The sequence below is a fragment of the Endozoicomonas sp. ONNA1 genome, from assembly GCF_024606325.1.
In the GTDB taxonomy this organism is placed as follows: Bacteria; Pseudomonadota; Gammaproteobacteria; order Pseudomonadales; family Endozoicomonadaceae; genus Endozoicomonas_A.
In genome coordinates this window covers 14135-35583 of sequence record NZ_JAHHPN010000724.1, presented here as the reverse complement: position 1 = coordinate 35583, position 21449 = coordinate 14135, and the positions used below count along the sequence as shown (strand labels likewise).

The window sequence follows — 21449 nt, the reverse complement described above, 5'->3', positions numbered from 1 at the left end:
TGGCTATGATGCTGGGCATTATTACTAGAAGATTTGAGCATGTATCCATTCATTCGACTCCTGACCACTCTCCGCAGGGCCAACAAAGCCCCCAAAATTTCTGTTGACGCCATCAGTGAGAATCGCTTTCGCTGTATGCCATGGGATTTAGATCTGTTCATGGAAATGAATAATGGTCGGGTTTTGACGCTGTTCGATCTGGGCCGGTTTACTCTTTCTATTCAGAGCGGGCTGTCTGCTGTCCTTAAAAGGGAGAAATGGGGATTGGTGGTGGCAGGCAGTACCACTCGTTATCGAAAGCGGGTCCGAATGTTCGACAAAGTGACTACGTACACCCAGGTGACCGCGATGGATGAGCGATGGGTTTATATCATCCAGTCCATGTGGGTGAAAGGTGAACCGGCTTCTTCAGTCCTGTTAAGAACGGCTGTTACCGAGAAGGGCCGGATAGTCGCTACTGAACGCGTCAGAAAAGCCATGGATATGGAAGACTGGTCTCCAGAGCCGGAAGGTTGGGTAAAAGCCTGGATCGAAAGTGAAGATTCGCGTCCCTGGCCTCCTTTGTCAGCCCGCTCTGATAAGGGCTTTTAACTGGAAATATCCCGCTAAAAGCCCCGATGGCTTACTTCAGCAGGAATTTTTCCGGATGCGGCCAGATCTCACTCTCTGGCCGATCAAACTGAATCAACTCAATGAGCGTTCTTCCATCTTTGATGAAAGCTACAGTGACATGTTCTGCCGGAGAGGTGGGCTCAAGAACGACTTCTTTTCCTTTTATGGCTTCCTGAATATCGTCCACCTCAAAGGCAATATGGGGCGTGGTTTTTATAATCTCCGGTAATGTATTGTCTTCATCAAAATTCATCCACTCAACACCATAAGGGGTTTCGAAATACCCGGTGGCATGATGTTTCAGTTTCTCGTTATAGCAATCGTCTGATAGCTTTTCCCGGGTAGGTATCCCGACATGGTGAAAACGAAGTTGCTGCACTTGCTTGCTCTCAACTCTTCTCATTTGTAGTTGCTTGATTCTACTAGGGTATCGAGTGTGATGAACAGTGCGAATGCTTACGATTGATGTGCTCGGGCTATTCCGTCAGTGAGTGATGCTGGCCGCAAAATCATATAAACTGCCCCCATTTCTGACTTAGCCCGGAGAGCCTCCTATGGCGTCTGCCATTGATCATGAAATGATGTCCCGAGCCCTGCAACTGGCACGGAAAGGGTTGTACACCACAATGCCCAATCCCAGGGTTGGTTGTGTGATCGTGAAGGATGGCGTCATTGTTGGTGAAGGCTTTCATGAGCGTTCGGGCGAGCCCCATGCTGAAGTGCATGCTCTGGAAATGGCGGGTGACCGGGCTGAGGGAGCAACAGCCTATGTCACCCTTGAGCCCTGTAGTCATTTTGGAAAAACACCGCCCTGTGCGCAAGCACTGATCAGAGCTCGAGTGGGCAGAGTGGTTGCTGCTATGGAGGACCCTAATCCACTGGTGTCCGGTCGTGGTATGAGCCTGTTAAGTGATGCTGGCATTGAGGTTGAATCGGGTGTTCTTGAGCTCGAAGCGAAAACACTGAACCCAGGCTTTATCAAAAAGATGGTGACTGGACAACCTTATGTCCGGCTGAAGCTGGCCATGAGTCTGGACGGCAGAACGGCCATGGCAAGTGGTGAATCCCAATGGATTACCGGACCCGATGCCCGCAGTGAAGTTCAAAAGCTCCGGGCGCAAAGTTGTGCTGTTATTACGGGTGTTGGCTCTATTCTTCACGATAATTCTTCTTTGACCGTCAGAGCGCAAGAGTTGGGGCTCCCAGATGCTGAAAAACTCGCTCGAAGACAACCACTAAGGGTCGTTCTGGATTCATCTCTGCAAACCCCTGTAGACGCGAAAGTAGTCACCGGGCCCGGAAAGGTTCTGGTTGTCTGCACGGATCAGGCAGAACAGAACCGGCTGGCGCAGCTGGAGGCTGCCGGTGCCGAAGTGATTAGATTGAACCCCGGCAGACAGGTTGATCTGAACGCATTAATGAGCGAACTGGCTCAGAGAGATTGTCAGGAGGTCTTGCTCGAAACAGGGGCGACCCTTGCCGGAGCGGCTGTCAGTGAAGGACTGGTGGATGAGCTGAATATCTTCATGGCCCCAACCTTGATGGGGTCAGCGGCCCGGCCATTGCTGAACCTTCCCTTTCAGTCGATGTCAGAAAAGCTGGCTCTGAATATCTCTGATATCCGCGCTATTGGTGGTGACTGGCTCCTTAAGGCTACTTTCAAACAGAACACTGACGACTGAGATTCGCTATTCATGTTTACAGGTATTATCGAGGCTGTTGGTAGCCTGCAAAAAGTAGAACCCCGCTCTGGTGATCTGAGGCTAACGATTAACTCAGGTCGGTTGGATCTTTCAGACGTAAAACTCGGTGACAGCATTGCCACCAATGGTGTCTGCCTGACCGTGGTTGAATTGACCGGGCAGGGATATGTGGCTGATGTTTCCCTGGAAACGCTCGAATATTCAACGCTTTCGGGTCTGGCCGTCGGTTCTGCTCTGAATCTGGAAAAAGCTCTGACACCTTCAACCCGGCTGGGTGGTCACCTGGTCAGTGGTCATGTTGATGGTGTTGGTAAAATAGTCTCCATTGAACCTTCGGGGCGTTCAACGGTCTATTGGGTGGAAGCGCCCGTCAATCTGGCCCGGTATATTGCCCACAAGGGATCGATCACGGTAGATGGTGTCAGCCTGACGGTCAACAAGGTGGATGGCTGTCGCTTTGCTCTGAACATCGTGCCTCATACTCAGCAGGAAACCATTATTACCGGCTATCGTGCAGGAACAGAAATTAATCTGGAAGTGGATGTGCTGGCCCGGTATCTGGAAAGGTTGACGGACCCCAGCCTCAGGGAAGAGAGCCCATCGGCTCCTGCCAGTCTGACCGCCGGTTTTCTTGCTGAACATGGCTTTATGAAGTGATCGCTTCCAGCTTGGGTATGAAACCGTTAGAATACGCCGGTTTCGCATACCGGATGTATAGAAAACACACACGGGGGTGTTATGCAGCTTAACTCCATCGAAGAGATTATTGAGGATATCCGCCTCGGAAGACCTGTCATCCTGATGGATGATGAAGATCGTGAAAACGAAGGTGACCTGATAATCGCTGCTGAGAAGATCACTCCTGAGATCGTGAATTTCATGGCCCGTGAAGCCAGAGGTTTGCTATGCCTGACTCTGACCGGAGAACGCTGCGATTTTCTGGGACTGCCACCGATGGTGACTTCGGAAGACAATTCATCGGGCTTTGGTACACCCTTTACCGTTTCCATAGAAGCGGCAGAAGGGGTAACAACAGGTATTTCGGCCCATGACCGGGCAAGAACGATTCGGGTAGCCGCGGATCCTCTGACTCGCCCCGGCGATATTGTTCAGCCAGGTCACGTGTTCCCATTGAGAGCCCAGCCTGGCGGTGTACTCAGCCGTGCGGGTCATACTGAAGCCGGTTGTGATCTGGCCCGTCTGGCCGGACTGACGCCGGCAGCCGCTATTATTGAGATCATGAATGAAGACGGCACCATGGCTCGTCGTCCTGATCTGGAAGTGTTTGCCAAAGAGCATGATCTGAAAATCGGCACCATCGCCGATCTGATCAACTACCGAATCCTGAATGAGAAAACCGTCGAAAAGCTAGAGCGGCGCTCTCTGGATACCGATTTTGGCCAGTTTGATATGACGGCCTACAAGGATTCCATCAGCGGTGCGACGCACATTGCCCTGACCAAGGGCTATATTACACCGAACTCACCGGCGCTGGTGCGAGTTCATGCTATGGAACCTTTTCGTGATCTGCTGTCGGCACATCCTGAAAACGGTAAATCCAGCTGGCCACTGCACAAAGCAATGGCCAAGGTCGCCAGTGAGGGGCGTGGCGTGATTGTGTTGCTCGACTCCGAGTCGAGGCTTGATCTGGGCGGGGCCCTGGAAAAGTTCTCGGAAGGCAAGAGTAACAGCAACGGTATGTCCGGCGCGTATCTGACCATAGGCACTGGTTCACAGATTCTGCGTGATCTGGGAGTGGGTAAAATGCGCCTGCTTAGCTCACCGATTCGCTTCGCGGCCCTGTCCGGATTTGATCTGGAAATTGTTGAATATATTCCGTGTGAAGACTGATTGTCAGAGCACATTGTTGTAAGTGCAACAGACACAAAGATTTATTGAGGAAAACGCAATGTCATTGCAAACCATCGAAGGTACTCTGCAGGCAAATGGCGGCAAGTATGCGATCGTTGTTGGCCGCTGGAATGCCTTTGTTGTAGAAAGTCTGCTCAATGCCGCTGTGGACAGTTTGACCCGTCACGGTGTTGCGGAACAGGATATCACTATCGTCCGGTGCCCGGGCGCGTTCGAAATTCCACTGACGGTTAAGAAAGTTGCCAAAACCCAACGCTTCGACGCCATTATTGCCCTGGGTGCTGTCATTCGTGGTGGCACACCACACTTTGAATTCGTTGCTAACGAATGTGTGAAAGGCCTTTCCCACGTGAATCTGGACGAAGAAATTCCAGTGAGTTTCGGTGTTCTGACCGTAGATACCATCGAGCAGGCTATCGAGCGTTCCGGTACCAAAGCGGGTAACAAGGGTGAAGAGGCTGCCATGGCGGCTTTCGAAATGGTATCCCTGCTCAAGAAACTGGAGGCCTGAGTTGTCTACTGAGAAGCAGGAAGCCGGGCAGAAATCTGCCCCGCGTCCAAAACCATCTGCCCGTCGTCGTGCACGTCAACTGGCGTTGCAGGCGTTATACCAGTGGCAGATGTCCCAGGCATCCATCACCCAGATTGAAATGCAGTTTCGTGCGGACAACGATTTCAGCAAGGTGGACGACGGCTATTTTCACATGTTGCTGACCGGGATTGCCCGCGAAGCCAGTCGACTGGATGACGCCATGTCGCCGCTGCTGGATCGTCCTATCGCACAATTGGACCCGGTTGAAATGTCGGCCCTTCGCATTGGTTGCTATGAACTCATGAACCGCTCCGATGTCCCGTACCGTGTTGTCATCAACGAAGCTATTGAGTTGGTTAAGCGTTTTGGTGCTCAGGATTCTCACCGTTACATCAACGGCATCCTGGACAAGCTGGCACCCCGTGTTCGTCCTGATGAAGTGCGCAACTTCCGTCGGAAGTAATCGGTTTTCGATCAGGAGATAATGCTATTCTCTCCTGATCTTTCAAGCCGTATTGCAGCGCGTTAAACTCGTATTTTAGCTTGGCTGGAACCTCTCATGGCGCTTGGCGAATTTGATCTGATTCGCAGTTTCTTCGATCGTCCGGGTCTTCGATCGTCATCAACTGATGTCGTTGGTATAGGCGACGATTGTGCACTTCTGTCTCTTCAACCCGGTCAGCAACTGGCCCAGTCTCTGGATACGCTGGTTGAAGGCATTCACTTCCCGAAAAACTGTGACCCCTATCTGCTGGGTTATCGTGCGCTGGCCGTTAATCTCAGTGATCTCGCCGCTATGGGGGCAAAACCCCATAGCTTTATGCTGGCTTTGACCATGCCAGAATCGAATGATACCTGGCTTCAGTCGTTTTCTGATGGTTTGGCAGAGCTGGCGTCAATCCATCAGATAGGGCTGATCGGGGGAGACACCACCCAAGGGCCTTTAACCCTCTCGATACAGGTACAGGGAACATTATCCGGAGCCATTGCGCTACGGCGAAATGGCGCTCAAGTCGGGGATCTGATTTATGTCAGCGGTTGTCTTGGGGACGCTGCTGGTGCACTACCTGATATTTTGCGAGGTGAGAACCCAAAGAGTGCTCGCACCCTTGAACAGCGCCATCTGCTGGAGCGCTACTATCGACCGGCACCCAGAATCGCATTGGGTCAGTGGTTGCTGGAAAATGGCGCCACGGCTGCTCTGGATATTTCCGATGGTCTCCTGGGCGACCTGGGGCACATTCTCAAAACCAGTCAGGTTGGTGCTGAACTCAATACTTCATCGGTGCCCGTCTCCAAAGAGCTGGAAAGTTTGCTGGGTATGGAGAAAGCCACAGAGCTGGCGCTGACCGGTGGTGATGATTATGAGTTGTGTTTTACATGGCCCGATCGAAAAAAGCTACTGCTTCCTGACAGTTTATTGACAGATAATCCTGTAACCTGCATCGGTCGTATAACTTCCGCTTCCGGGCTGGTGGATGCAGAGACGGCACAGCCCCTTTCTCCCCGAGCCTATCAGCACTTTTAGTGACGTCTTTTTTATGAAAGAACATTCTTTCATGGGCTATAGGTACTTATGAGTAAAACACCTTCAGTCTGGAAAAATCCGGTCCACTTTTTTGCCTTTGGTCTGGGCAGTGGCTTGTCGCCTGTCGCACCGGGAACCTTTGGTACCGTAGCGGCCATTCCCTTCTATCTGATGTTCCAGTACCTGCCGCTCTGGAATTACTTTCTGGTACTGGTTGTCAGTATTGTTCTGGGTATCTGGCTGTGTGGGAAGACCTCTAAAGATCTGGGTGTCCATGACCATCCGGGTATTGTCTGGGATGAGTTCGTCGGTTACTGGATCACCATGCTGGCCGCTCCCTGCGGCTGGGAGTGGGTGTTGACCGGTTTCATCCTGTTCCGAATCTTCGATATCTGGAAACCCTGGCCGATCGGTTGGTTGGACAAAAAAGTGCATGGCGGTCTGGGTATCATGATAGACGACATCGTTGCCGGTATTTTTGCGCTTATCTTTCTTCAGGTGATTGCTTATTTTGTGCTGTGATGGTTTGCTCCCTGCTGAGTCTCAAAGCCATCATGTTGAGTGAAGGCATTGAGATACGGCGGGTGTTGGCACCCCATTTCCCGAAAGTGGAAAAAACCTGAATCTGAAGCTGCTTAATAAGACTTTTTAGTCATCATCCGGATGTCAGAGTCTATCGGTAGCTGAAAGTCCACAGTGGACAGTACAATATTATCCACTGTATTTATCAGACGAGCGTTGATGTAAACGGTCTGACTGCCAAGCGCATAGGTTCCAGTCAAAATTGCATCTGCGTTGTAATCTTTGCTGATAGCGGCAAGTTGGCGAGATAAAGTAAATTCGCCCCCTCGTTCATTACTGATAAAAACACTGTTTCGCATTTTGATTTCAATCAGTTCGTAACCCCGGTCGGACAGTCTTGATGAAAGTTGCTCAGATAAAATTCTTCCCAGTGTTGAGGTAGCGCTCAAACTATCGATATCGGCCAGACTGGTTGACAAAATGGTGGAGCCTTCTGGCAATAAGTCACTGGCTTTGGAGTGTAAAGTTGCAGCCGCAATTTTACTGATTCCAACCAGATCTATGCGCGGTGGCTCTTCGTAAACGGGTTGGCTTTCACAAGCTGCCAAGAAGAGAGAAACCAGTAGGATAGACAATCGGATAAGTATGGCTTTCATCTCACAAACCTCCCGCTTCTTGATCTGTCAAACTAACAGAACCTGGTGTTTTGAACTGCTTAACAGATTGATCTGTTATGTAGTAAACATGGGTTTCTGAAAACTGGATGCTACTGCCTTCCTTGACTCTTGTTGTCACGGCAATTTCAGAGTTTGTCCGGCTGGACTTACTGCTCATATATTCAGCCGCAACGACCGCAGGGATCACCCCGTAACCATTGGTTTCAACGATAAACCAGGCACTTGCAAGTCCAATAGACATTGGGAACCCGGTGCCTTTGTCCCTGTCATTGGGGTGACGAACAACATCGACATCAATTTCCAGCTCTGAAAAAGTGGGTGAAGGGGAAAGAGTGACATCCACATCTTTTTTGACCAGCTCACTGACCAGTTGCTTTGAAAATACTTTTGAAAAATCAGTGCTAAAACGACTTTCATCAATGTACAAAGACTTACTGAGCAAATCACCATCCTTTATCAACTGGTCTGAAAGATGATTAGCGATCACCCCCCAATGTTGAGCAGACTGGAGTTTTGTCTGGGAGGTTTGACTGACACTGGAGGCTTTAGGAAGCGGGCTACAGGCCGTTATGCAGAGCAGTGAAAACAACAGCGGTAGATAATGGTACTTGATCATGTCTCTTTAGATTCTTCTTTATTAGGCGACATATGTACGGCTAACTCTACCTGATATGAAGTCCTGTGTCTCTTGGTTTGTACGAATAAATACCTATAATTCTAAGGGTGTTTTTGGTTTTTGTTGTTTGTACGACGATGGTAACTATACATCGCTGTCATTCACCTATTCGGCAAAAATTTATTCTTTTGTACGGCATAAGTCGCAATTAACTTTTCGGCAGAGTTCAACGACTTGACCCTGATGCTTTCGGTGCGCAAGATAGAGCCTAAACAGAATTGGGTTATAACCCGCCACGGGTAATCAATACTAAAAAATAGAATGAAATCAGTGTTCTCTTTCAGGTTCTTTGCTGGAGTGTTTGCCAGCCTGTCATGGTTCTTTTCTGCCTCTTCCCATGCCGTCGATGTCAGGGTAGTCGCCTTGTTCCCAGACAAGGCTCTGGTGTTCATTGATGGTGAGCGTCAATTTCTGAAGGTAGGCCAACAACCGGTAAAAGGAGTCAGGCTGATTGATGCCAGCAGTCGGAAAGCCCGGGTTGAAATCAATGGCGTAGCGAAAGATTATTTTCTCAGTCGTGATATGGGTGATGGTATTCAATCACCGGAGCTTCTGACTGCTCGAATCAACAGAAGCAATGATGGGCAGTACCTTGCCCAGAGTATTATTAACAATAAACCTGTTCAGGTGTTGGTGGATACCGGAGCAAATGTTGTGGCTATCAGCAGTGCCACAGCTGACCGGCTTGGCATCCGATACCAGGATGGCAGCCCGATTCGTGTCGAAACCGCCAGTGGAGTGGTCAAAGGCTTTCAGGTGATGTTGAATTTCGTGATGGTCGGCGGTATTCGGGTTGCTAATGTTGAAGCCACAGTGATTGAAGGCAGTAGCCCTGAAACCGTGTTACTGGGCATGAGTTATCTGAAGCACATCCGATTCAGTGAAGAAGGTGGGGTCATGACATTGCAGGCTCCTTATTAGCTCGCCTGTAACATCTTGTACTGTTACAATTCCACCCCACGACTGTCTTGAGGAGTAGTGAGTGTCTGTTCGTTACGTTGCAGAGTCTCGCTTGCCCACCCCTTTCGGTGAGTTCATCATGCATGGATTTGAAGAGAGTGGCACCGGCAAGGAGCATCTGGCTCTCACCATGGGGGATGTGAGCGAGGGTGGTCCCGTTCTGGCGCGGGTCCATTCAGAGTGTCTGACCGGAGATGCTCTTTTCAGCATGCGCTGTGATTGCGGTCCCCAGCTTGAGGCGGCCATGCGCAAGATTGCCGAAGCGGGTCGCGGGGTGATTCTTTATCTGCGTCAGGAAGGCCGTGGAATAGGTTTGATGAACAAAGTCCGGGCTTACCAGCTTCAGGATACAGGTCTGGATACTGTAGAAGCCAATGAAGAACTGGGTTTCGCCGCTGACTTGCGCAAGTACGATATGTGCAAGACCATGCTGGATCACCTGGGGGTTACACAACTAGTACTGATGACCAACAACCCAAAGAAGGTGGAAGCCCTGGCCCGTCAGGGGGTTGATGTTGTTCATCGTCAGCCCCATCAGACCGGGCAGAATCCCCACAATGAGAAGTACCTGACCACCAAGGTCTGGAAGCTCGGGCATTTGTACGATACCGCGTAATACTTGAGCCGGAGCCAGGTGCGACCTGTTACTGGCTCTTCATGTATTTTGCTTGAAATGAGTTCATCTCCTTCCCTGATAATCCCTTTATCCTATTGTGTGCAGCTTGGCGCGCGCGATTTCCTGAAGGAAACCAGAGCGGGTTCGGTATGCCGGATCAGCTTCCACCAACCTGTCGATCTTCCGCAACATTATGAGCGTGAAGGTCTGCTAATGCCCCACACTCGATCAGAGAATGGCTATCGATGGTATGGGCAGAATGAAATCAAACGTCTTGAAGCGATCATGGCTTACCGTGCTTTCGGCACACCGGTCAGCAATATTGTGCGACTTCTCGACGGTGAAGACGATAGGGAGCAAGAACGCATTTTGCGTGGCCAGCTGCTGGCTCTTGAGCATGAGATTCAGAAGTTGCGCCAGCAGCAAAAAGCCACTGTATTGCTGCTTAAACAACCTTTATTACTGGAGCAAAATATGGTCAACAAAGATCGTTGGGTAGAAATTATGAAAGCGGCCGGGTTCAGCGAGGAGGATATGAAAAGCTGGCATCAGCAGTTTGAAAAAATGGAGCCGCAGGCGCATCAGGAATTTCTGGAGTCACTGGGCATTGATAAAGAGGAGATCGATAAAATCCGCGGCTGGTCCAGACAGCCCTAAAAACCTATAGACTTTCCATCCGGTCCACTGATAATAGCTTTTGCCGTGACATCTGGCGATTTAAGAATATGAGGTCAGCTATGGGGATTTTTGAACGCTATCTCAGCCTTTGGGTTGCTTTGGGCATATTTGCAGGGCTTTTTGGTGGACTGCAATTTCCAGAATTCTTTGAGGCTCTTGGCCAATGGCAATACGCCAGCATTAATCTGGTTATCGCGGTACTGATCTGGCTGATGATCTATCCAATGATGATGCAGGTGGATTTCTCTGCCATTAAAAACGTTCATCGTCGTTCAAAAGGGTTGATCATCACCGTCACTATTAACTGGTTGATCAAGCCTTTCACCATGGCACTGCTGGCCGTATTGTTTATTCGCTATGTTTTTGGCGACTGGATCAGTCCTGAGCTGGGTAAAGAGTATACTGCCGGTATGATTCTACTGGGTGTCGCACCCTGTACTGCCATGGTTTTTGTCTGGAGTCAGTTGACCAGGGGAGACCCTAACTACACTCTGGTTCAGGTCGCCATCAATGACCTGATCATGCTCATTGCGTTTGCTCCCCTTGCCGCCTTTTTGCTGGGAGTAACAGAGGTATTTGTACCCTGGAATACCCTGTTTCTGTCCGTCGGACTGTTTGTGGTGATACCAGTGCTTGCAGGCTGGTTGACCCGAAAAGCTGTTCGCAGCGAACAAGCACTGAGTCTATTTCTGACAGGCATCAAGCCCTTTTCGATCATTGGGTTAATTGGCACAGTCATTCTTCTGTTTGGGATTCAGGCCAACACGATTATTGCCCATCCCCTGGATATCTTCCTGATTGCCATACCCCTGATCATCCAGACCTATCTGATTTTTGCCATCACCTATTTATGGATGAAGAAGTGGAAGCAACCCCATAACATTGCCTCACCTGGTGCAATGATTGGTGCCTCCAACTTTTTTGAACTGGCTGTTGCCGTGGCCATCAGTCTTTTTGGACTGAATTCCGGGGCCGCTTTGGCAACGGTTGTGGGTGTTTTGGTGGAAGTGCCGGTGATGTTGTCACTGGTTGCCTATGCTAATCGAACACGACAGTCATTCACTGAACGGGAGTCTTCCTGATCAGTGACTTTCGAATCGCAGACACCCCGGATTTTCAGAGGCAATGGCTATCAATAAAGTGTTCAGGAGATTCAGGATAGTCATATATAGCGATTTCAGTTTGTGGCTGAAGGCATTAGAATAGCGCCAATTTAAAACAGACTGGATCTTCGGAGCCCTGATTCCTATGTCCTCACGTCGTGAGCTAGCCAATGCCATCCGCGCCCTGAGTATGGACGCTGTACAGAAAGCCAAGTCCGGACACCCCGGTGCCCCAATGGGTATGGCTGATATTGCTGAAGTATTGTGGCGTGATTATCTGAATCACAACCCGGTTAACCCTCAGTGGGCTGACCGGGACCGTTTTGTTCTGTCCAACGGTCACGGCTCCATGCTGCTTTACTCTTTGCTGCATTTGAGCGGTTACGATGTGTCTGTTGAAGACCTCAAGAACTTCCGTCAGTTGCACTCCAAAACCGCAGGCCACCCTGAGTACGGTTACGCTCCGGGCATCGAGACTACTACCGGTCCTCTGGGTCAGGGTATTGCCAATGCCGTGGGTATGGCAGTTGCCGAAAAGACTTTGGCGGCTCAGTTCAACCGGGAAGGTCACAACATTGTTGACCACCACACCTATGTCTTCATGGGTGATGGCTGCATGATGGAAGGTATTTCCCATGAGGTGTGCTCTCTGGCAGGCACTCTGGAGCTGGGTAAACTGATCGTTTTCTACGACGACAATGGTATCTCCATTGATGGCGAAGTAGAAGGCTGGTTCACCGACGACACCGTGCAGCGTTTCGAAGCCTACAACTGGCACGTTGTTCCAAATGTTGACGGTCATGACCCTGAAGCAATACGTGTTGCTATCGAAGCAGGCCGTGCGGAAAAAACCAAACCTACTCTGATCTGCTGCAAGACTGTCATCGGTTTTGGTTCTCCTAACAAGGAAGGCAAGGAAGAGTGTCATGGTGCCCCCCTGGGTGACGAAGAGATCAAATTAACCCGTGAGCGTCTGGGTTGGGAACATCCTGCTTTTGAAATCCCGTCCGACATCTACAGCCATTGGGATGCCAAAGAAACCGGTACCGCTAAAGAAACCGTATGGAACGAAAAGTTTGCTGCTTACCAGTCTGCTCACCCTGAACTGGCGGCTGAATTTGTTCGTCGTCAGAAAGGCGAACTCCCTGCTGACTTCTCTGCCAAGGCAGATGACTTCATTAAGTCCTGTCAGGCAGAAGGCGAGAAAGTCGCCAGTCGTAAGGCTTCCCAGAACACCCTGAATGCTTTTGGTCCGCTGTTGCCAGAACTGCTGGGTGGTTCTGCTGATCTGGCGGGCTCCAACCTGACTCTGTGGAGTGGTTCCAAAGGCGTTAAGCCTGCTGACGCCACTGGTAACTACGTGTTCTACGGCGTCCGTGAATTCGGCATGACCGCCATGATGAACGGTATCGCCTTGCACGGTGGTTTCGTACCTTACGGTGCAACCTTCCTGGTCTTCATGGAATACGCCTGTAACGCTGTGCGCATGGCGGCTCTGATGAAGCAGCGCAGTATTCTGGTTTATACTCACGACTCTATTGGTCTGGGTGAAGACGGTCCCACACACCAGCCAGTAGAACAGATTGCCAGCCTGCGCCTGACGCCTAACGTGAATGCATGGCGTCCTTGTGACACCGTTGAATCGGCGGTGGCCTGGAAACATGCGATCGAGCGTGAAGATGGCCCCAGTGCACTGATCTTCTCCCGTCAGGGTCTGCCCTGTATGCATCGTGAAGCTGATCAGGTAGTGGACATTGCCCGTGGTGGTTATGTACTGAAGGATTCCGAAGGTACTCCTGAACTGATCCTGATTGCTACCGGTTCTGAAGTGGAACTGGCCATGAACGCTGAAGCTGCCCTGACCGCTCAGGGCCGTAAGGTCCGCGTTGTATCCATGCCATCCACTGAGGTTTTCGATGCTCAGGATGCGCAATACAAGCAGATGGTTTTGCCTCTTGAAGTCCCTGCCCGTATCGCGATTGAAGCCGCTGCGGCTGACTTCTGGTACAAGTACGTTGGCCTGGACGGACGGGTCATCGGCATGACCACTTTCGGTGAGTCTGCACCGGCCGGTGATCTCTTTCCATACTTTGGGTTTACTGTAGAAAATATTGTTGCTGCCGCTGAAGAGATTCTGGACTGATAGCAACAACAGGGAACCTGACGCCCTGAATGGCTTTTAAAAGCCTGCGAAAAAACGGCAGATGGTTGATATCAACTGCCGTTTTTTAATTCTATCTATAAGAAGAGATATGTCGTTTTAATTCTGGAACCTTAAACCAGGTTTGACTGCCATTAAAAATGGATCGAGATAAATAGGTTTTCAATTGTTCAATATTTTCAATGGTTAATTTTTTCATAAAAGCTTGTTTTTTTGGTCCGGTTTTTCCCGGGAATAAATGTGAAGCCAGATCCTTTAAAACTGAGGGATTATCAGAGAAAATGATATTGAGAAGTCTCTTCTGAGAGTCATCTAATTCTTTATTTATGTCATCAAGCGTTGCGGGTGCACAATTTGCACGACGAACTTCGCGGAGCGTTTCCAAGATCTCACCAATTTCATCATCAAGCTCTGATGGCAGTATAATCTCTTTTTGCATTGTTCTGGCTGATCTTTTTTCTTCGGTGTGTAAACCTTTTTGATTCAGGTTTTTAACTCTGTTGATTATTTTGTTTTTTTGTTTTTCGGTTGCTATTTCTACGTCTGACTTGCTGAAGTCTATTTCAGAGTCTTGCTTGTTTTTATCGTAATCGAATAGCAGCTCTTCCCCCGGTTTTATATCGCTTATAGCGACAACCACTAGCTGAATACTGTCCTGATTCCCCCATTCTACCGTATCACTGCCTGAACAGCGGATCATGACATTGGGTTCCTTGGAGTGATTCAGGAATCGGATATCCTTCTTACCGTCACGGCCAATTTCAATGGCCGGTCTGCCAGATTTTGCAATAAAAGCACCCGACCAGGCGACATAGGAGTCGTTTTCCGGGAAATCGATCTGATTGCCCATATCCTTCATCGTAAAGACATGATATTTGCCAGTATGACAATTACGGATTCTGTAAACCAGCGGTCCATCGTAGTGACATACTTCCTCATCCTTTTTAAAGCTCCGGGTAGCAATGACACCGGTACCGTGTACCACGCCTTCTGTTGAACTTTTTATACCGGGAGTGGTGAATGATTCAGTCCCTGGCGATGTTGGTGTCGATGCTCTTTCTGAAGCCGGAGATTCAGGGGAATACATTGCTCCTTGTCCATCAGCAGCAGGATTTCCACCATTCTGAGTAAAACGTAGAAGTTCAGAGGATATCAAGTCTTTAAAAGATGACAGGCTTTTTATGATTTTTGAATAATTTTCTCCGGGAACTACTCTGGTCCTTCTGGCTTTTAAAAGATCCATTGAATGTTTAAATATCGTCTCCGTCGCATCAAAACAACCATGCTTGCAACTGGATGGCAGAGATTTCTCGGCTACCTCGCTTTCTTCAACTTGCCGTAAGCATGATTTTTTTGCCGGGGGAGCAGCCGTGTCCACTTCGTCAAATCGACGTAACCTTGGCATTTGGCCAAGCCCAGATCCAGTGGGTTGCATTGTCATATCCTCCATGGTTCTATTTGGTATTCCAATTTTTTGACCGTAAGGACAGTTTTAAGTTCAAAAGGTGACTACTTCCCGTATTTGGATTCGAGATAATCCAAGAATTTACGTTTAAGCTTTTCACGATTAAAAGTAAAAGTGTATCCCTCAGAGCCCACTGCCTGATAACGCACTCTATCAGGTTCTGCATCTTCAAAAGATGGCAGATTCCTTTCTCTACGAGCGTTTTGTAATAAAACTATGATTTTCGAGCACAAATCTTGATTGTACCCGTTATAAGCGAAATTAATAGCATTAACACCATTGTTAGCTTCATCAAGAATTTGAGGGTTAGCTCCCCAGACTAATAATTGTTCCACTACATTTGCATGCCCTTTCATGGTTGCAAGCATGAGTACTGTTCGCCCATTAGTCCCATTAGTTAATTCAAATGTCTGGTCTAATTGTTCCTGATTGACGAACAGAGCCTTAACTAAATCCAGTTTTCCGAATCTGCATGCAAGAGCAAAAGGCGTAATAGCAGGGTAAAAAAGGTTCTCATCAATTGAAAATACGCCTGTGCACTTGGCAAGTTCATCGGCCCCATACTCGGATATCAGGCTTTTAGCTTTTTCAATATCAGCATCAGTATTATCAGCGTCTGTAATTATCTTGAAAAGCCTCTCAACAATACGCTCCAGTTTGTCACGATCTGTCGAGATAGCCATAGCATCTCTTTTCATCATTTTGCACGGTACAGCTTCGGCGCCCGGGTCATCAGTGTTTGACCTTACCTGTGCTTTGGAGCTATGCCAACAATTATTTGGAGTAGCTTCATCTGAAGCTGTAACCTGGGAAGAGGCTTCAATCTTGCGTTCCACGACGGGAGAATAATGTACTTTATTATCATTTTCTTGTGAAGTTATTTGTGACTGTGGACCAATGGTTGTGACACCGGCACCTGTAAAAGTCGCATCACTCTTATCTTGTGCAACGGCATGAGTCATTTCATTTAGACGTCGTGGCTGAGTGCCAGCCTTTGGGATATCCATATTTAAACACCTCCGTATTTAATATTGTGATTGAAAACAACCATGTCATTTAACATTACAATTGCTCTGACAATATTAATTAACCAAGGTTCCTAAGTTTTCTTCTAATATTTAGAAAAACGAAAATTGCTAAAAAAGACGGGGTCTGTAGATCAATGGAGCTGAATTAAGCCGTTAATTTCTCCATAGCGAGAGCTATCACATTCAGGCATTAACCGGAATAGACCCAAGGAAGGGTCACGGATTATACACCCATGACTATTCCTTGGATAAAGATTCGAGAAGACTCGGGTTTGTAGAACGGAGAGTAGAACGGAAAAGTGCGTGAAGAACCGGGTCTCCATCACAGATTATAGCGAAAGCAACGGGGTTTACAGATAGGAATTTTTCAAGAAGTTCCGGGCGTTCAGAAAGAATTCCTGTAAAGTCACAATAATGATTATCTTCCCCAGTATCTGTAATGTAATCACTAATAAGAGCGGGTTCTTTAAAAGGCGGTAGACCCCTTTCATTACGATAGTCTATTAATAAATCTCTGATTTTAATGCATAATCCTGGATTGTTCGCGTTAAAACCTAAATTAAGACGATCAACACAATTGTTATCTTCATCAAGAATTAGAACATTAGCTCCCCATGTTAACAATTGCTCCACTACATTGGCATGACCATGAATAACTGCAAGCATGAGTGCTGTACGTCCATTAGTCCCATTTTCTATATCAAATGTCTGGTTTAATTGTTCCTGATTCACGTACAGAGCCTTGACTAAATCCAGCTTACCGAATCTGCATGCAAGAGCAAAATGTGTAATAGCAGGATAAGATCTGGTGGTATTTATATGAAAAGAAAATGGGACTGTATACTTGGCAAGTTCATCGGCCCCATACTCGGATACTAACCTTACGGCTTCAGAAGTATCAGCATCAGTGCTATCAGGGTCTGTAATCACTTTAGCAAGGCTCTCTGCAAAACGTTCAAAGCTGACACGTCCGCCAGAGATAGCCATAGCATCACTTTTCATTATTTTGCACAGTTGAGATACGGTGTCTGAGCCATCAGCCAATGGCCTTTTCTGTGCGTTTAAACTATCCCTACTATCGCTTTGAGCCGCTTCATCTGATTGAGCGTACGCGCTAATATTACGATCCACGATGAAAGGGGCAGAGTCTTGGGGATAACTTTCTTGTAAAGTTGTTTGCCGTGGTAGCCCTGTCTTTGCGGCAATGTCACTCATAAAAGCACTAACTTTCTTATCTCGTGTAACTACAGTAGTCATATCACCATAACATAATGGCTGAGTGCCAGTTTTTGATATATCCATATTTTAATAACTCCTTGATTTATTTTTATGTAAACATGCTTTGGAATTTCATTACATAGTTACTCAGACAGCGCTAATCAGCCAAAGTTCCTTTTTACTTTGGCAAAAACGCTAATTTCTCAAAAAGAGTGGGATAACATGCTAACAAGCCATGTCCTGACGCCAAGATATCCTTGGCAACGTTAATCCTGACCACAGGCAAGACATTTAAAAACCTTCCTGTGACTTATGGCTGTCTTCATTTTGTAGATCAATGTCACTGACTTAAGGCGTTAATCTCTTCATAGCAAGGGCTATTAAATTCAGGAACTAACCGCAATAAATCCAAGGAATAGTCATGGGTTATGACCCCATGACTATTCCTTGGATAAAGATTCGAGAAGATCCGGGTTTTTAGAAAGGAGGAGTTCCATAAGCTCCGGGCTTTCACGACGAATATGACTGAGAAAACCCGGTTTTTCAGAAAAGAATCTTTCAAGTAATTCCGGGTATTTAATAACGAGGTATGACAAAAACTGCGGGCTTTCACCAGCGAGTTGACTCAGAAAACCCGGGTTATCAGAAATGAATTTCTCAAGAAATTCCGGATGTTCAGAAAAGAATTCCGGAATGTTAACAGAAATCACCCTTTTCTCAGTATCTTCAATGTAATAACCACTCATAGCGGGTTCTTCAAGAGGTGGTAGATTCCTTTCTTTGCGATAGTCTGCTAATAATTCTCTGATTTCAATGTATGAATCAGGCCTGCCTGCGTTAAGAGCTGAATTAAGATGCTCGGCGCACCTGTTATCTTCATTAAGAATTAGAGGATCAGCCCCCAAGTCTAATAAATACTTCACTACATTTGCATGGCCATGAATAACTGCAAGCATGATTGCTGTATTTCCATTAGTCCCATTTTCCATATCAAATGTCTGGTTTAATTGTTCCTGATTCACGTACAGAGCCTTAACTAAATCCAGCTTACCGAATCTGCATGCAAGAGCAAATAGAGTAATAGCAGGGAAACTTCTAGTGGTCTTCATATGAAAAGAAAACGGGATTGTTAACCTGGCAAGTTCATCGGCACCGTACTCAGCTATCAACCTTACAGCTTCCGAAGTATCAGGGTCAGTGCTATCAGGGTCTGTAATCACCTTTACAAGGCTCTCTGCAAAACGCTCCGGGTTGGCATCTCCTGTAGAGATAGCCATAGCCTCTCTTTTCATTATATTGCGCTGTTGGGATTCGGCCTCTGAGTCATCAGTGAATGGCTTTTTCTGTGTTTTGAAACTATCACTACTATCACTCTGAGCAGCTTCATTTGAAGTTGAAGCTTGTGAATACGCTTGAATATTACGATCCACGATGGGTGTGGCAGAGTCTTGGGTATCACTTTTTCGTAAATTTATTCGCAGTGGTAGCTCTAACCTTGCGAATACGTTAATCGAAGAAAGCTTACCATCTTTATCGTGTGTAACTTTAGTAGTCACTTCATTAGCAGTCAGTCCATCATAATTGAATGGCTGAATGCCAGCTTTTGATATATCCATACTTAAACATCTCCGTAAGTAATTTTATGTAAACCCAATTGGAAATTTCATTCCATAACCAGCTAAGACAGCAATAATCAACCAGAGTTCCTTGTTACCTTGCGAAAAACGCAAATATTTTAGAAAAAGACCGGGAAGTTGAAAGCTTAAGTTACTGCTACGAGTTTGTAGACCGCTTCGATCAACTCGCTAATGCCTTTCTCCCTCAAGTTGGTTGAAGCCGGTGAGTTGTGTGTATCCAGCTTGATCACTTCAAACCGCGGTGAATATAAAGCTCTGACTTCCTGCTCCTGAACCGAAAAAGGAGGGCCCGAAACCAGATCCTGATCATACTCAACCGTGATCAAAAGGCCTTCCTGTAAATGGGGTGCAGTGTTTAACAGTTGTTCAACGTATTGCTGTCTCATCTCCCGGGGCAATGCAACCAGAGCGGCACGGTCGTAAAAAACGGTGCTGTCAATGAAGCCCTTGGGTAAAGCAAAGAAATCACCTTCGAGGATATGTATATCATCGGCTTGCCAATGTCGGTAAGCCTGAACCTCTGTCACTGCCGGTTGCAGTGACTGCTCCTGATAGAACGATTCCACAGCGGCTTTTACCAGCTCTGTACCGATCACTTCCAGCCCCTGTTGTCTGAGCCAGACCATATCCAGACTCTTGCCACACAATGGCACCAGCACTGAGCGGACTTCTGACAGGTTCAGTTGTGGCCAGAATTTCAATAATGTCCCGTTGAATTCAGATCTGTGAAAACCAATCCGTCCTTCTTTCCAGCGATTAACCCAGTCAGGATTGCTCATTGTTGTCCTCTCATGCATTTAAGCCGTGTGTGGCCTGAGTTTGTCGATCAGCACTGACAAAACACTGATAACGGCAAAGCTTACGAGATATACCAGAGTGCACCCCTGATATTATAAATTTGCCTATCAAATATATTTTTTTATGTCGATAAGACTTAAGATAGCGTTATAAAACTGCCATCTCTTCTGTATACGACAGCGAACTTATTTTTATTCCTCAACCTTGCGACGGCAGTGTCGCAACCTTGCATCTGTGCAGCCCAGACAGAAGGAATACAGCACAAACATTTAATGATTTCAGCGACTCATCCGCGTGATCCAAGGAAGTACATGACCATCAATATCGAAAGCAGTCCTGAGCCAAAAGCAACCAGGCAAGAAGATAAAAAACATGGCATTTCAATGAGCCATAGCCGCGACAGGCTACTTTTCATACTGACCCTGGGTGCCTTAACCGCACTTGGCCCTATGGCAGTCGATCTCTATCTCCCGGCAATCCCTGCGATTGCAAAAGAGTTGGGAGAACCCCTGAGCATTATCCAGTATACACTCAGCGCCTACACTGTGGGCTTTGCCTTGGGGCAGCTGTTGTATGGACCTCTCTCAGACCGTTTTGGCCGCAGGAAAATAATGTTTCCGGGTCTGGTTGCTTTTATGGTGACCAGTGTCATGGCCGCACTCTGTGAAAACGGTCTGCAACTTATTGTTGTCCGAATTCTGCAGGCCATGGCCGCTGCTGCAGTCATGGTCACCATTCCCGCCATGGTCCGGGATCTGTTCTCACGGCAGCAAAGCGCAAAGATTATGTCGTCTATTTTAATGGTCATGACAATAGCTCCTCTGATTGCCCCCCTGCTGGGAGGTCAGATGCTTAAATTCATGGGTTGGGAAAGTCTGTTTATTTTTCTGGCTGTCATGTCAGCACTTGCCATGGTGCTGGCTGCTTCAAAAGTTCCGGAAACCCTCCCGGAGGAGAAAAGACTGGTGATTCCTGCCAGTCAGCTGTTCCTGATCTACCTGTCCGTCCTGAAAAACCGGGAGGCTATGGGCTGTATCCTCTGTCATGGGTTTTTCTTTGGCGGTATGTTTGCTTTTATTACCGGCTCACCCTACGTATATATCGACCTGTATGGGGTCAAGCCAGAGCATTATGGCCTGCTGTTTGCCGTCAATATCATTGCGATGATGGTCATGAATATGATCAATATTCGTCTGATAGATCGCCTGCCACTGTTCACTATCCTGAAAACAGGCAGCATTCTTGCCAGTATCAGCGCTGTAGTGATGGTGGTTAATGCAAAGTTTGAAATCGGTGGGCTGGTTGGGTTGATGATTCCTGTGGTGATTTACGTCAGCTGCATTGGTCTGACAGGCCCTAACTCCAATGCTCTGGCCTTGTCTCACTTTCCAAGATCTGCAGGCACAGCCAATGCTATGTCCGGTGCACTTCGCTTCACTATTGGTGGTATTGCTTCTGCGGTAGTAGGTCTGCTTCATAATGGTACTAATATACCTATGACAGCCGTGATAGCCGTCTGTGGTTTGCTCTCCTTTGCATCCTTGTTACTGGTCAGGAACAAGTGCATCCCATCGGATGAAGTGACGCCGGAAGGCACTTCAGATTCAGAAGTCCAGACGCCTGCCTGATCGAACCAGAGCCCTGCCTTGGCAGTACGGTGGGG

22 protein-coding genes are annotated in these 21449 nt (G+C 47.7%); 14 read left to right on the top strand and 8 right to left on the bottom strand.

Translation table 11 applies throughout. The features are described from left to right. The first annotated feature begins 39 nt into the window (after positions 1 to 39). A complete protein-coding gene (locus tag KDK19_RS17305) occupies positions 40 to 591 on the top strand; it encodes an acyl-CoA thioesterase (protein WP_257252356.1) in 552 nt (183 codons plus the stop codon). 31 nt (positions 592 to 622) lie between these two features. On the opposite strand, the gene KDK19_RS17300 is transcribed toward KDK19_RS17305, so the two are convergent. Then, a complete protein-coding gene (locus KDK19_RS17300; RefSeq protein WP_257252358.1) occupies positions 623 to 1015 on the bottom strand; it encodes a hypothetical protein in 393 nt (130 codons plus the stop codon). A gap of 151 nt (positions 1016 to 1166) precedes the next feature. On the opposite strand from KDK19_RS17300, the gene ribD reads away from it, so the two are divergent. From ribD to KDK19_RS17265, 7 genes are all read left to right on the top strand, one after another. After that, complete coding sequence (gene ribD, locus KDK19_RS17295; protein WP_257292458.1) at positions 1167 to 2294, top strand: bifunctional diaminohydroxyphosphoribosylaminopyrimidine deaminase/5-amino-6-(5-phosphoribosylamino)uracil reductase RibD; 1128 nt, start codon at positions 1167 to 1169, stop codon at positions 2292 to 2294. A 12-nt stretch (positions 2295 to 2306) separates the two neighbouring features. After that, positions 2307 to 2972 carry a riboflavin synthase gene (locus KDK19_RS17290; RefSeq protein ID WP_257292457.1) on the top strand — a complete coding sequence of 222 codons (666 nt, stop codon included), beginning with the start codon at positions 2307 to 2309 and terminating at the stop codon, positions 2970 to 2972. Positions 2973 to 3053: 81 nt separating this feature from the next. Next, positions 3054 to 4166 (top strand): bifunctional 3,4-dihydroxy-2-butanone-4-phosphate synthase/GTP cyclohydrolase II, encoded by a 1113-nt coding sequence (ribBA, locus tag KDK19_RS17285; RefSeq protein WP_257252362.1) that lies wholly within the window; start codon positions 3054 to 3056, stop codon positions 4164 to 4166. A gap of 58 nt (positions 4167 to 4224) precedes the next feature. Further along, positions 4225 to 4698 carry a 6,7-dimethyl-8-ribityllumazine synthase gene (gene ribE / locus KDK19_RS17280; protein ID WP_257274822.1) on the top strand — a complete coding sequence of 158 codons (474 nt, stop codon included), beginning with the start codon at positions 4225 to 4227 and terminating at the stop codon, positions 4696 to 4698. A 1-nt stretch (position 4699) separates the two neighbouring features. After that, complete coding sequence (gene nusB, locus KDK19_RS17275; RefSeq protein ID WP_257281303.1) at positions 4700 to 5182, top strand: transcription antitermination factor NusB; 483 nt, start codon at positions 4700 to 4702, stop codon at positions 5180 to 5182. 96 nt (positions 5183 to 5278) lie between these two features. Next, the gene (thiL, locus tag KDK19_RS17270) at positions 5279 to 6247 is read left to right on the top strand and encodes a thiamine-phosphate kinase (RefSeq protein WP_257292456.1); all 969 of its coding nucleotides are present in this window, start codon (positions 5279 to 5281) and stop codon (positions 6245 to 6247) included. Between the two features lie 48 nt (positions 6248 to 6295). Next, a complete protein-coding gene (locus KDK19_RS17265; RefSeq protein ID WP_257292455.1) occupies positions 6296 to 6769 on the top strand; it encodes a phosphatidylglycerophosphatase A in 474 nt (157 codons plus the stop codon). A gap of 113 nt (positions 6770 to 6882) precedes the next feature. Here the strand turns inward: KDK19_RS17265 and KDK19_RS17260 are convergent, their stop codons facing one another. Further along, on the bottom strand, positions 6883 to 7425 hold the full coding sequence (locus tag KDK19_RS17260) for a FlgO family outer membrane protein (RefSeq protein WP_257275792.1): 543 nt from the start codon (positions 7423 to 7425) through the stop codon (positions 6883 to 6885). 1 nt (position 7426) lies between these two features. Then, a complete protein-coding gene (locus KDK19_RS17255) occupies positions 7427 to 8062 on the bottom strand; it encodes a hypothetical protein (protein WP_257275793.1) in 636 nt (211 codons plus the stop codon). Between the two features lie 321 nt (positions 8063 to 8383). Between KDK19_RS17255 and KDK19_RS17250 the strand changes: the two genes are divergently transcribed. The 5 genes from KDK19_RS17250 to tkt all read left to right on the top strand — a co-directional run bounded on the left by KDK19_RS17250 (position 8384) and on the right by tkt (position 13622). After that, positions 8384 to 9043 (top strand): TIGR02281 family clan AA aspartic protease, encoded by a 660-nt coding sequence (locus KDK19_RS17250; protein WP_257292454.1) that lies wholly within the window; start codon positions 8384 to 8386, stop codon positions 9041 to 9043. A gap of 61 nt (positions 9044 to 9104) precedes the next feature. Beyond that, positions 9105 to 9698: a GTP cyclohydrolase II gene (gene ribA, locus KDK19_RS17245; RefSeq protein WP_257252830.1), complete on the top strand. Its 594-nt coding sequence runs from the start codon at positions 9105 to 9107 to the stop codon at positions 9696 to 9698. 57 nt (positions 9699 to 9755) lie between these two features. Then, positions 9756 to 10355 carry a MerR family transcriptional regulator gene (locus KDK19_RS17240; protein WP_257287136.1) on the top strand — a complete coding sequence of 200 codons (600 nt, stop codon included), beginning with the start codon at positions 9756 to 9758 and terminating at the stop codon, positions 10353 to 10355. Between the two features lie 80 nt (positions 10356 to 10435). Continuing rightward, positions 10436 to 11458 carry an ACR3 family arsenite efflux transporter gene (gene arsB, locus KDK19_RS17235; protein WP_257254959.1) on the top strand — a complete coding sequence of 341 codons (1023 nt, stop codon included), beginning with the start codon at positions 10436 to 10438 and terminating at the stop codon, positions 11456 to 11458. Positions 11459 to 11624: 166 nt separating this feature from the next. Continuing rightward, the gene (gene tkt, locus KDK19_RS17230) at positions 11625 to 13622 is read left to right on the top strand and encodes a transketolase (RefSeq protein WP_257276443.1); all 1998 of its coding nucleotides are present in this window, start codon (positions 11625 to 11627) and stop codon (positions 13620 to 13622) included. Positions 13623 to 13713: 91 nt separating this feature from the next. Here tkt and KDK19_RS17225 read toward each other — a convergent pair whose 3' ends face one another. From KDK19_RS17225 to KDK19_RS17205, 5 genes are all read right to left on the bottom strand, one after another. Continuing rightward, the gene (locus KDK19_RS17225; protein ID WP_257292453.1) at positions 13714 to 15075 is read right to left on the bottom strand and encodes an SET domain-containing protein; all 1362 of its coding nucleotides are present in this window, start codon (positions 15073 to 15075) and stop codon (positions 13714 to 13716) included. A 74-nt stretch (positions 15076 to 15149) separates the two neighbouring features. Further along, positions 15150 to 16112 (bottom strand): ankyrin repeat domain-containing protein, encoded by a 963-nt coding sequence (locus KDK19_RS17220; protein WP_257292452.1) that lies wholly within the window; start codon positions 16110 to 16112, stop codon positions 15150 to 15152. A gap of 258 nt (positions 16113 to 16370) precedes the next feature. Next, positions 16371 to 17435, bottom strand: a complete 1065-nt coding sequence (locus tag KDK19_RS17215; protein WP_257292451.1) for an ankyrin repeat domain-containing protein — start codon at positions 17433 to 17435, stop codon at positions 16371 to 16373. Positions 17436 to 17791: 356 nt separating this feature from the next. Then, positions 17792 to 18967: an ankyrin repeat domain-containing protein gene (locus tag KDK19_RS17210; RefSeq protein WP_257292450.1), complete on the bottom strand. Its 1176-nt coding sequence runs from the start codon at positions 18965 to 18967 to the stop codon at positions 17792 to 17794. 146 nt (positions 18968 to 19113) lie between these two features. Then, complete coding sequence (locus KDK19_RS17205; protein WP_257281270.1) at positions 19114 to 19767, bottom strand: thiopurine S-methyltransferase; 654 nt, start codon at positions 19765 to 19767, stop codon at positions 19114 to 19116. 330 nt (positions 19768 to 20097) lie between these two features. Between KDK19_RS17205 and KDK19_RS17200 the strand changes: the two genes are divergently transcribed. Continuing rightward, entirely contained in the window at positions 20098 to 21414 is a 1317-nt protein-coding gene (locus tag KDK19_RS17200) for a Bcr/CflA family multidrug efflux MFS transporter (protein ID WP_257281271.1), read from the top strand. Positions 21415 to 21449: the final 35 nt, after the last annotated feature.

Excerpts from the sequence above, each read along its gene's own strand:
- tkt (WP_257276443.1), top strand. The coding sequence starts at position 11,625 with ATGTCCTCACGTCGTGAGCTAGCCAATGCCATCCGCGCCCTGAGTATG.
- KDK19_RS17220 (WP_257292452.1), bottom strand. The coding sequence starts at position 16,112 with ATGGATATCCCAAAGGCTGGCACTCAGCCACGACGTCTAAATGAAATG.
- KDK19_RS17225 (WP_257292453.1), bottom strand. The coding sequence starts at position 15,075 with ATGCAACCCACTGGATCTGGGCTTGGCCAAATGCCAAGGTTACGTCGA.
- KDK19_RS17240 (WP_257287136.1), top strand. The coding sequence starts at position 9,756 with ATGAGTTCATCTCCTTCCCTGATAATCCCTTTATCCTATTGTGTGCAG.
- ribD (WP_257292458.1), top strand. The coding sequence starts at position 1,167 with ATGGCGTCTGCCATTGATCATGAAATGATGTCCCGAGCCCTGCAACTG.
- thiL (WP_257292456.1), top strand. The coding sequence starts at position 5,279 with ATGGCGCTTGGCGAATTTGATCTGATTCGCAGTTTCTTCGATCGTCCG.
- KDK19_RS17250 (WP_257292454.1), top strand. The coding sequence starts at position 8,384 with ATGAAATCAGTGTTCTCTTTCAGGTTCTTTGCTGGAGTGTTTGCCAGC.
- KDK19_RS17260 (WP_257275792.1), bottom strand. The coding sequence starts at position 7,425 with ATGAAAGCCATACTTATCCGATTGTCTATCCTACTGGTTTCTCTCTTC.
- KDK19_RS17300 (WP_257252358.1), bottom strand. The coding sequence starts at position 1,015 with ATGAGAAGAGTTGAGAGCAAGCAAGTGCAGCAACTTCGTTTTCACCAT.
- KDK19_RS17255 (WP_257275793.1), bottom strand. The coding sequence starts at position 8,062 with ATGATCAAGTACCATTATCTACCGCTGTTGTTTTCACTGCTCTGCATA.
- KDK19_RS17200 (WP_257281271.1), top strand. The coding sequence starts at position 20,098 with ATGACCATCAATATCGAAAGCAGTCCTGAGCCAAAAGCAACCAGGCAA.
- KDK19_RS17210 (WP_257292450.1), bottom strand. The coding sequence starts at position 18,967 with ATGGATATATCAAAAGCTGGCATTCAGCCATTCAATTATGATGGACTG.
- KDK19_RS17265 (WP_257292455.1), top strand. The coding sequence starts at position 6,296 with ATGAGTAAAACACCTTCAGTCTGGAAAAATCCGGTCCACTTTTTTGCC.
- KDK19_RS17215 (WP_257292451.1), bottom strand. The coding sequence starts at position 17,435 with ATGGATATATCAAAAACTGGCACTCAGCCATTATGTTATGGTGATATG.
- KDK19_RS17290 (WP_257292457.1), top strand. The coding sequence starts at position 2,307 with ATGTTTACAGGTATTATCGAGGCTGTTGGTAGCCTGCAAAAAGTAGAA.
- arsB (WP_257254959.1), top strand. The coding sequence starts at position 10,436 with ATGGGGATTTTTGAACGCTATCTCAGCCTTTGGGTTGCTTTGGGCATA.
- KDK19_RS17205 (WP_257281270.1), bottom strand. The coding sequence starts at position 19,767 with ATGAGCAATCCTGACTGGGTTAATCGCTGGAAAGAAGGACGGATTGGT.
- KDK19_RS17305 (WP_257252356.1), top strand. The coding sequence starts at position 40 with ATGTATCCATTCATTCGACTCCTGACCACTCTCCGCAGGGCCAACAAA.
- ribE (WP_257274822.1), top strand. The coding sequence starts at position 4,225 with ATGTCATTGCAAACCATCGAAGGTACTCTGCAGGCAAATGGCGGCAAG.
- ribBA (WP_257252362.1), top strand. The coding sequence starts at position 3,054 with ATGCAGCTTAACTCCATCGAAGAGATTATTGAGGATATCCGCCTCGGA.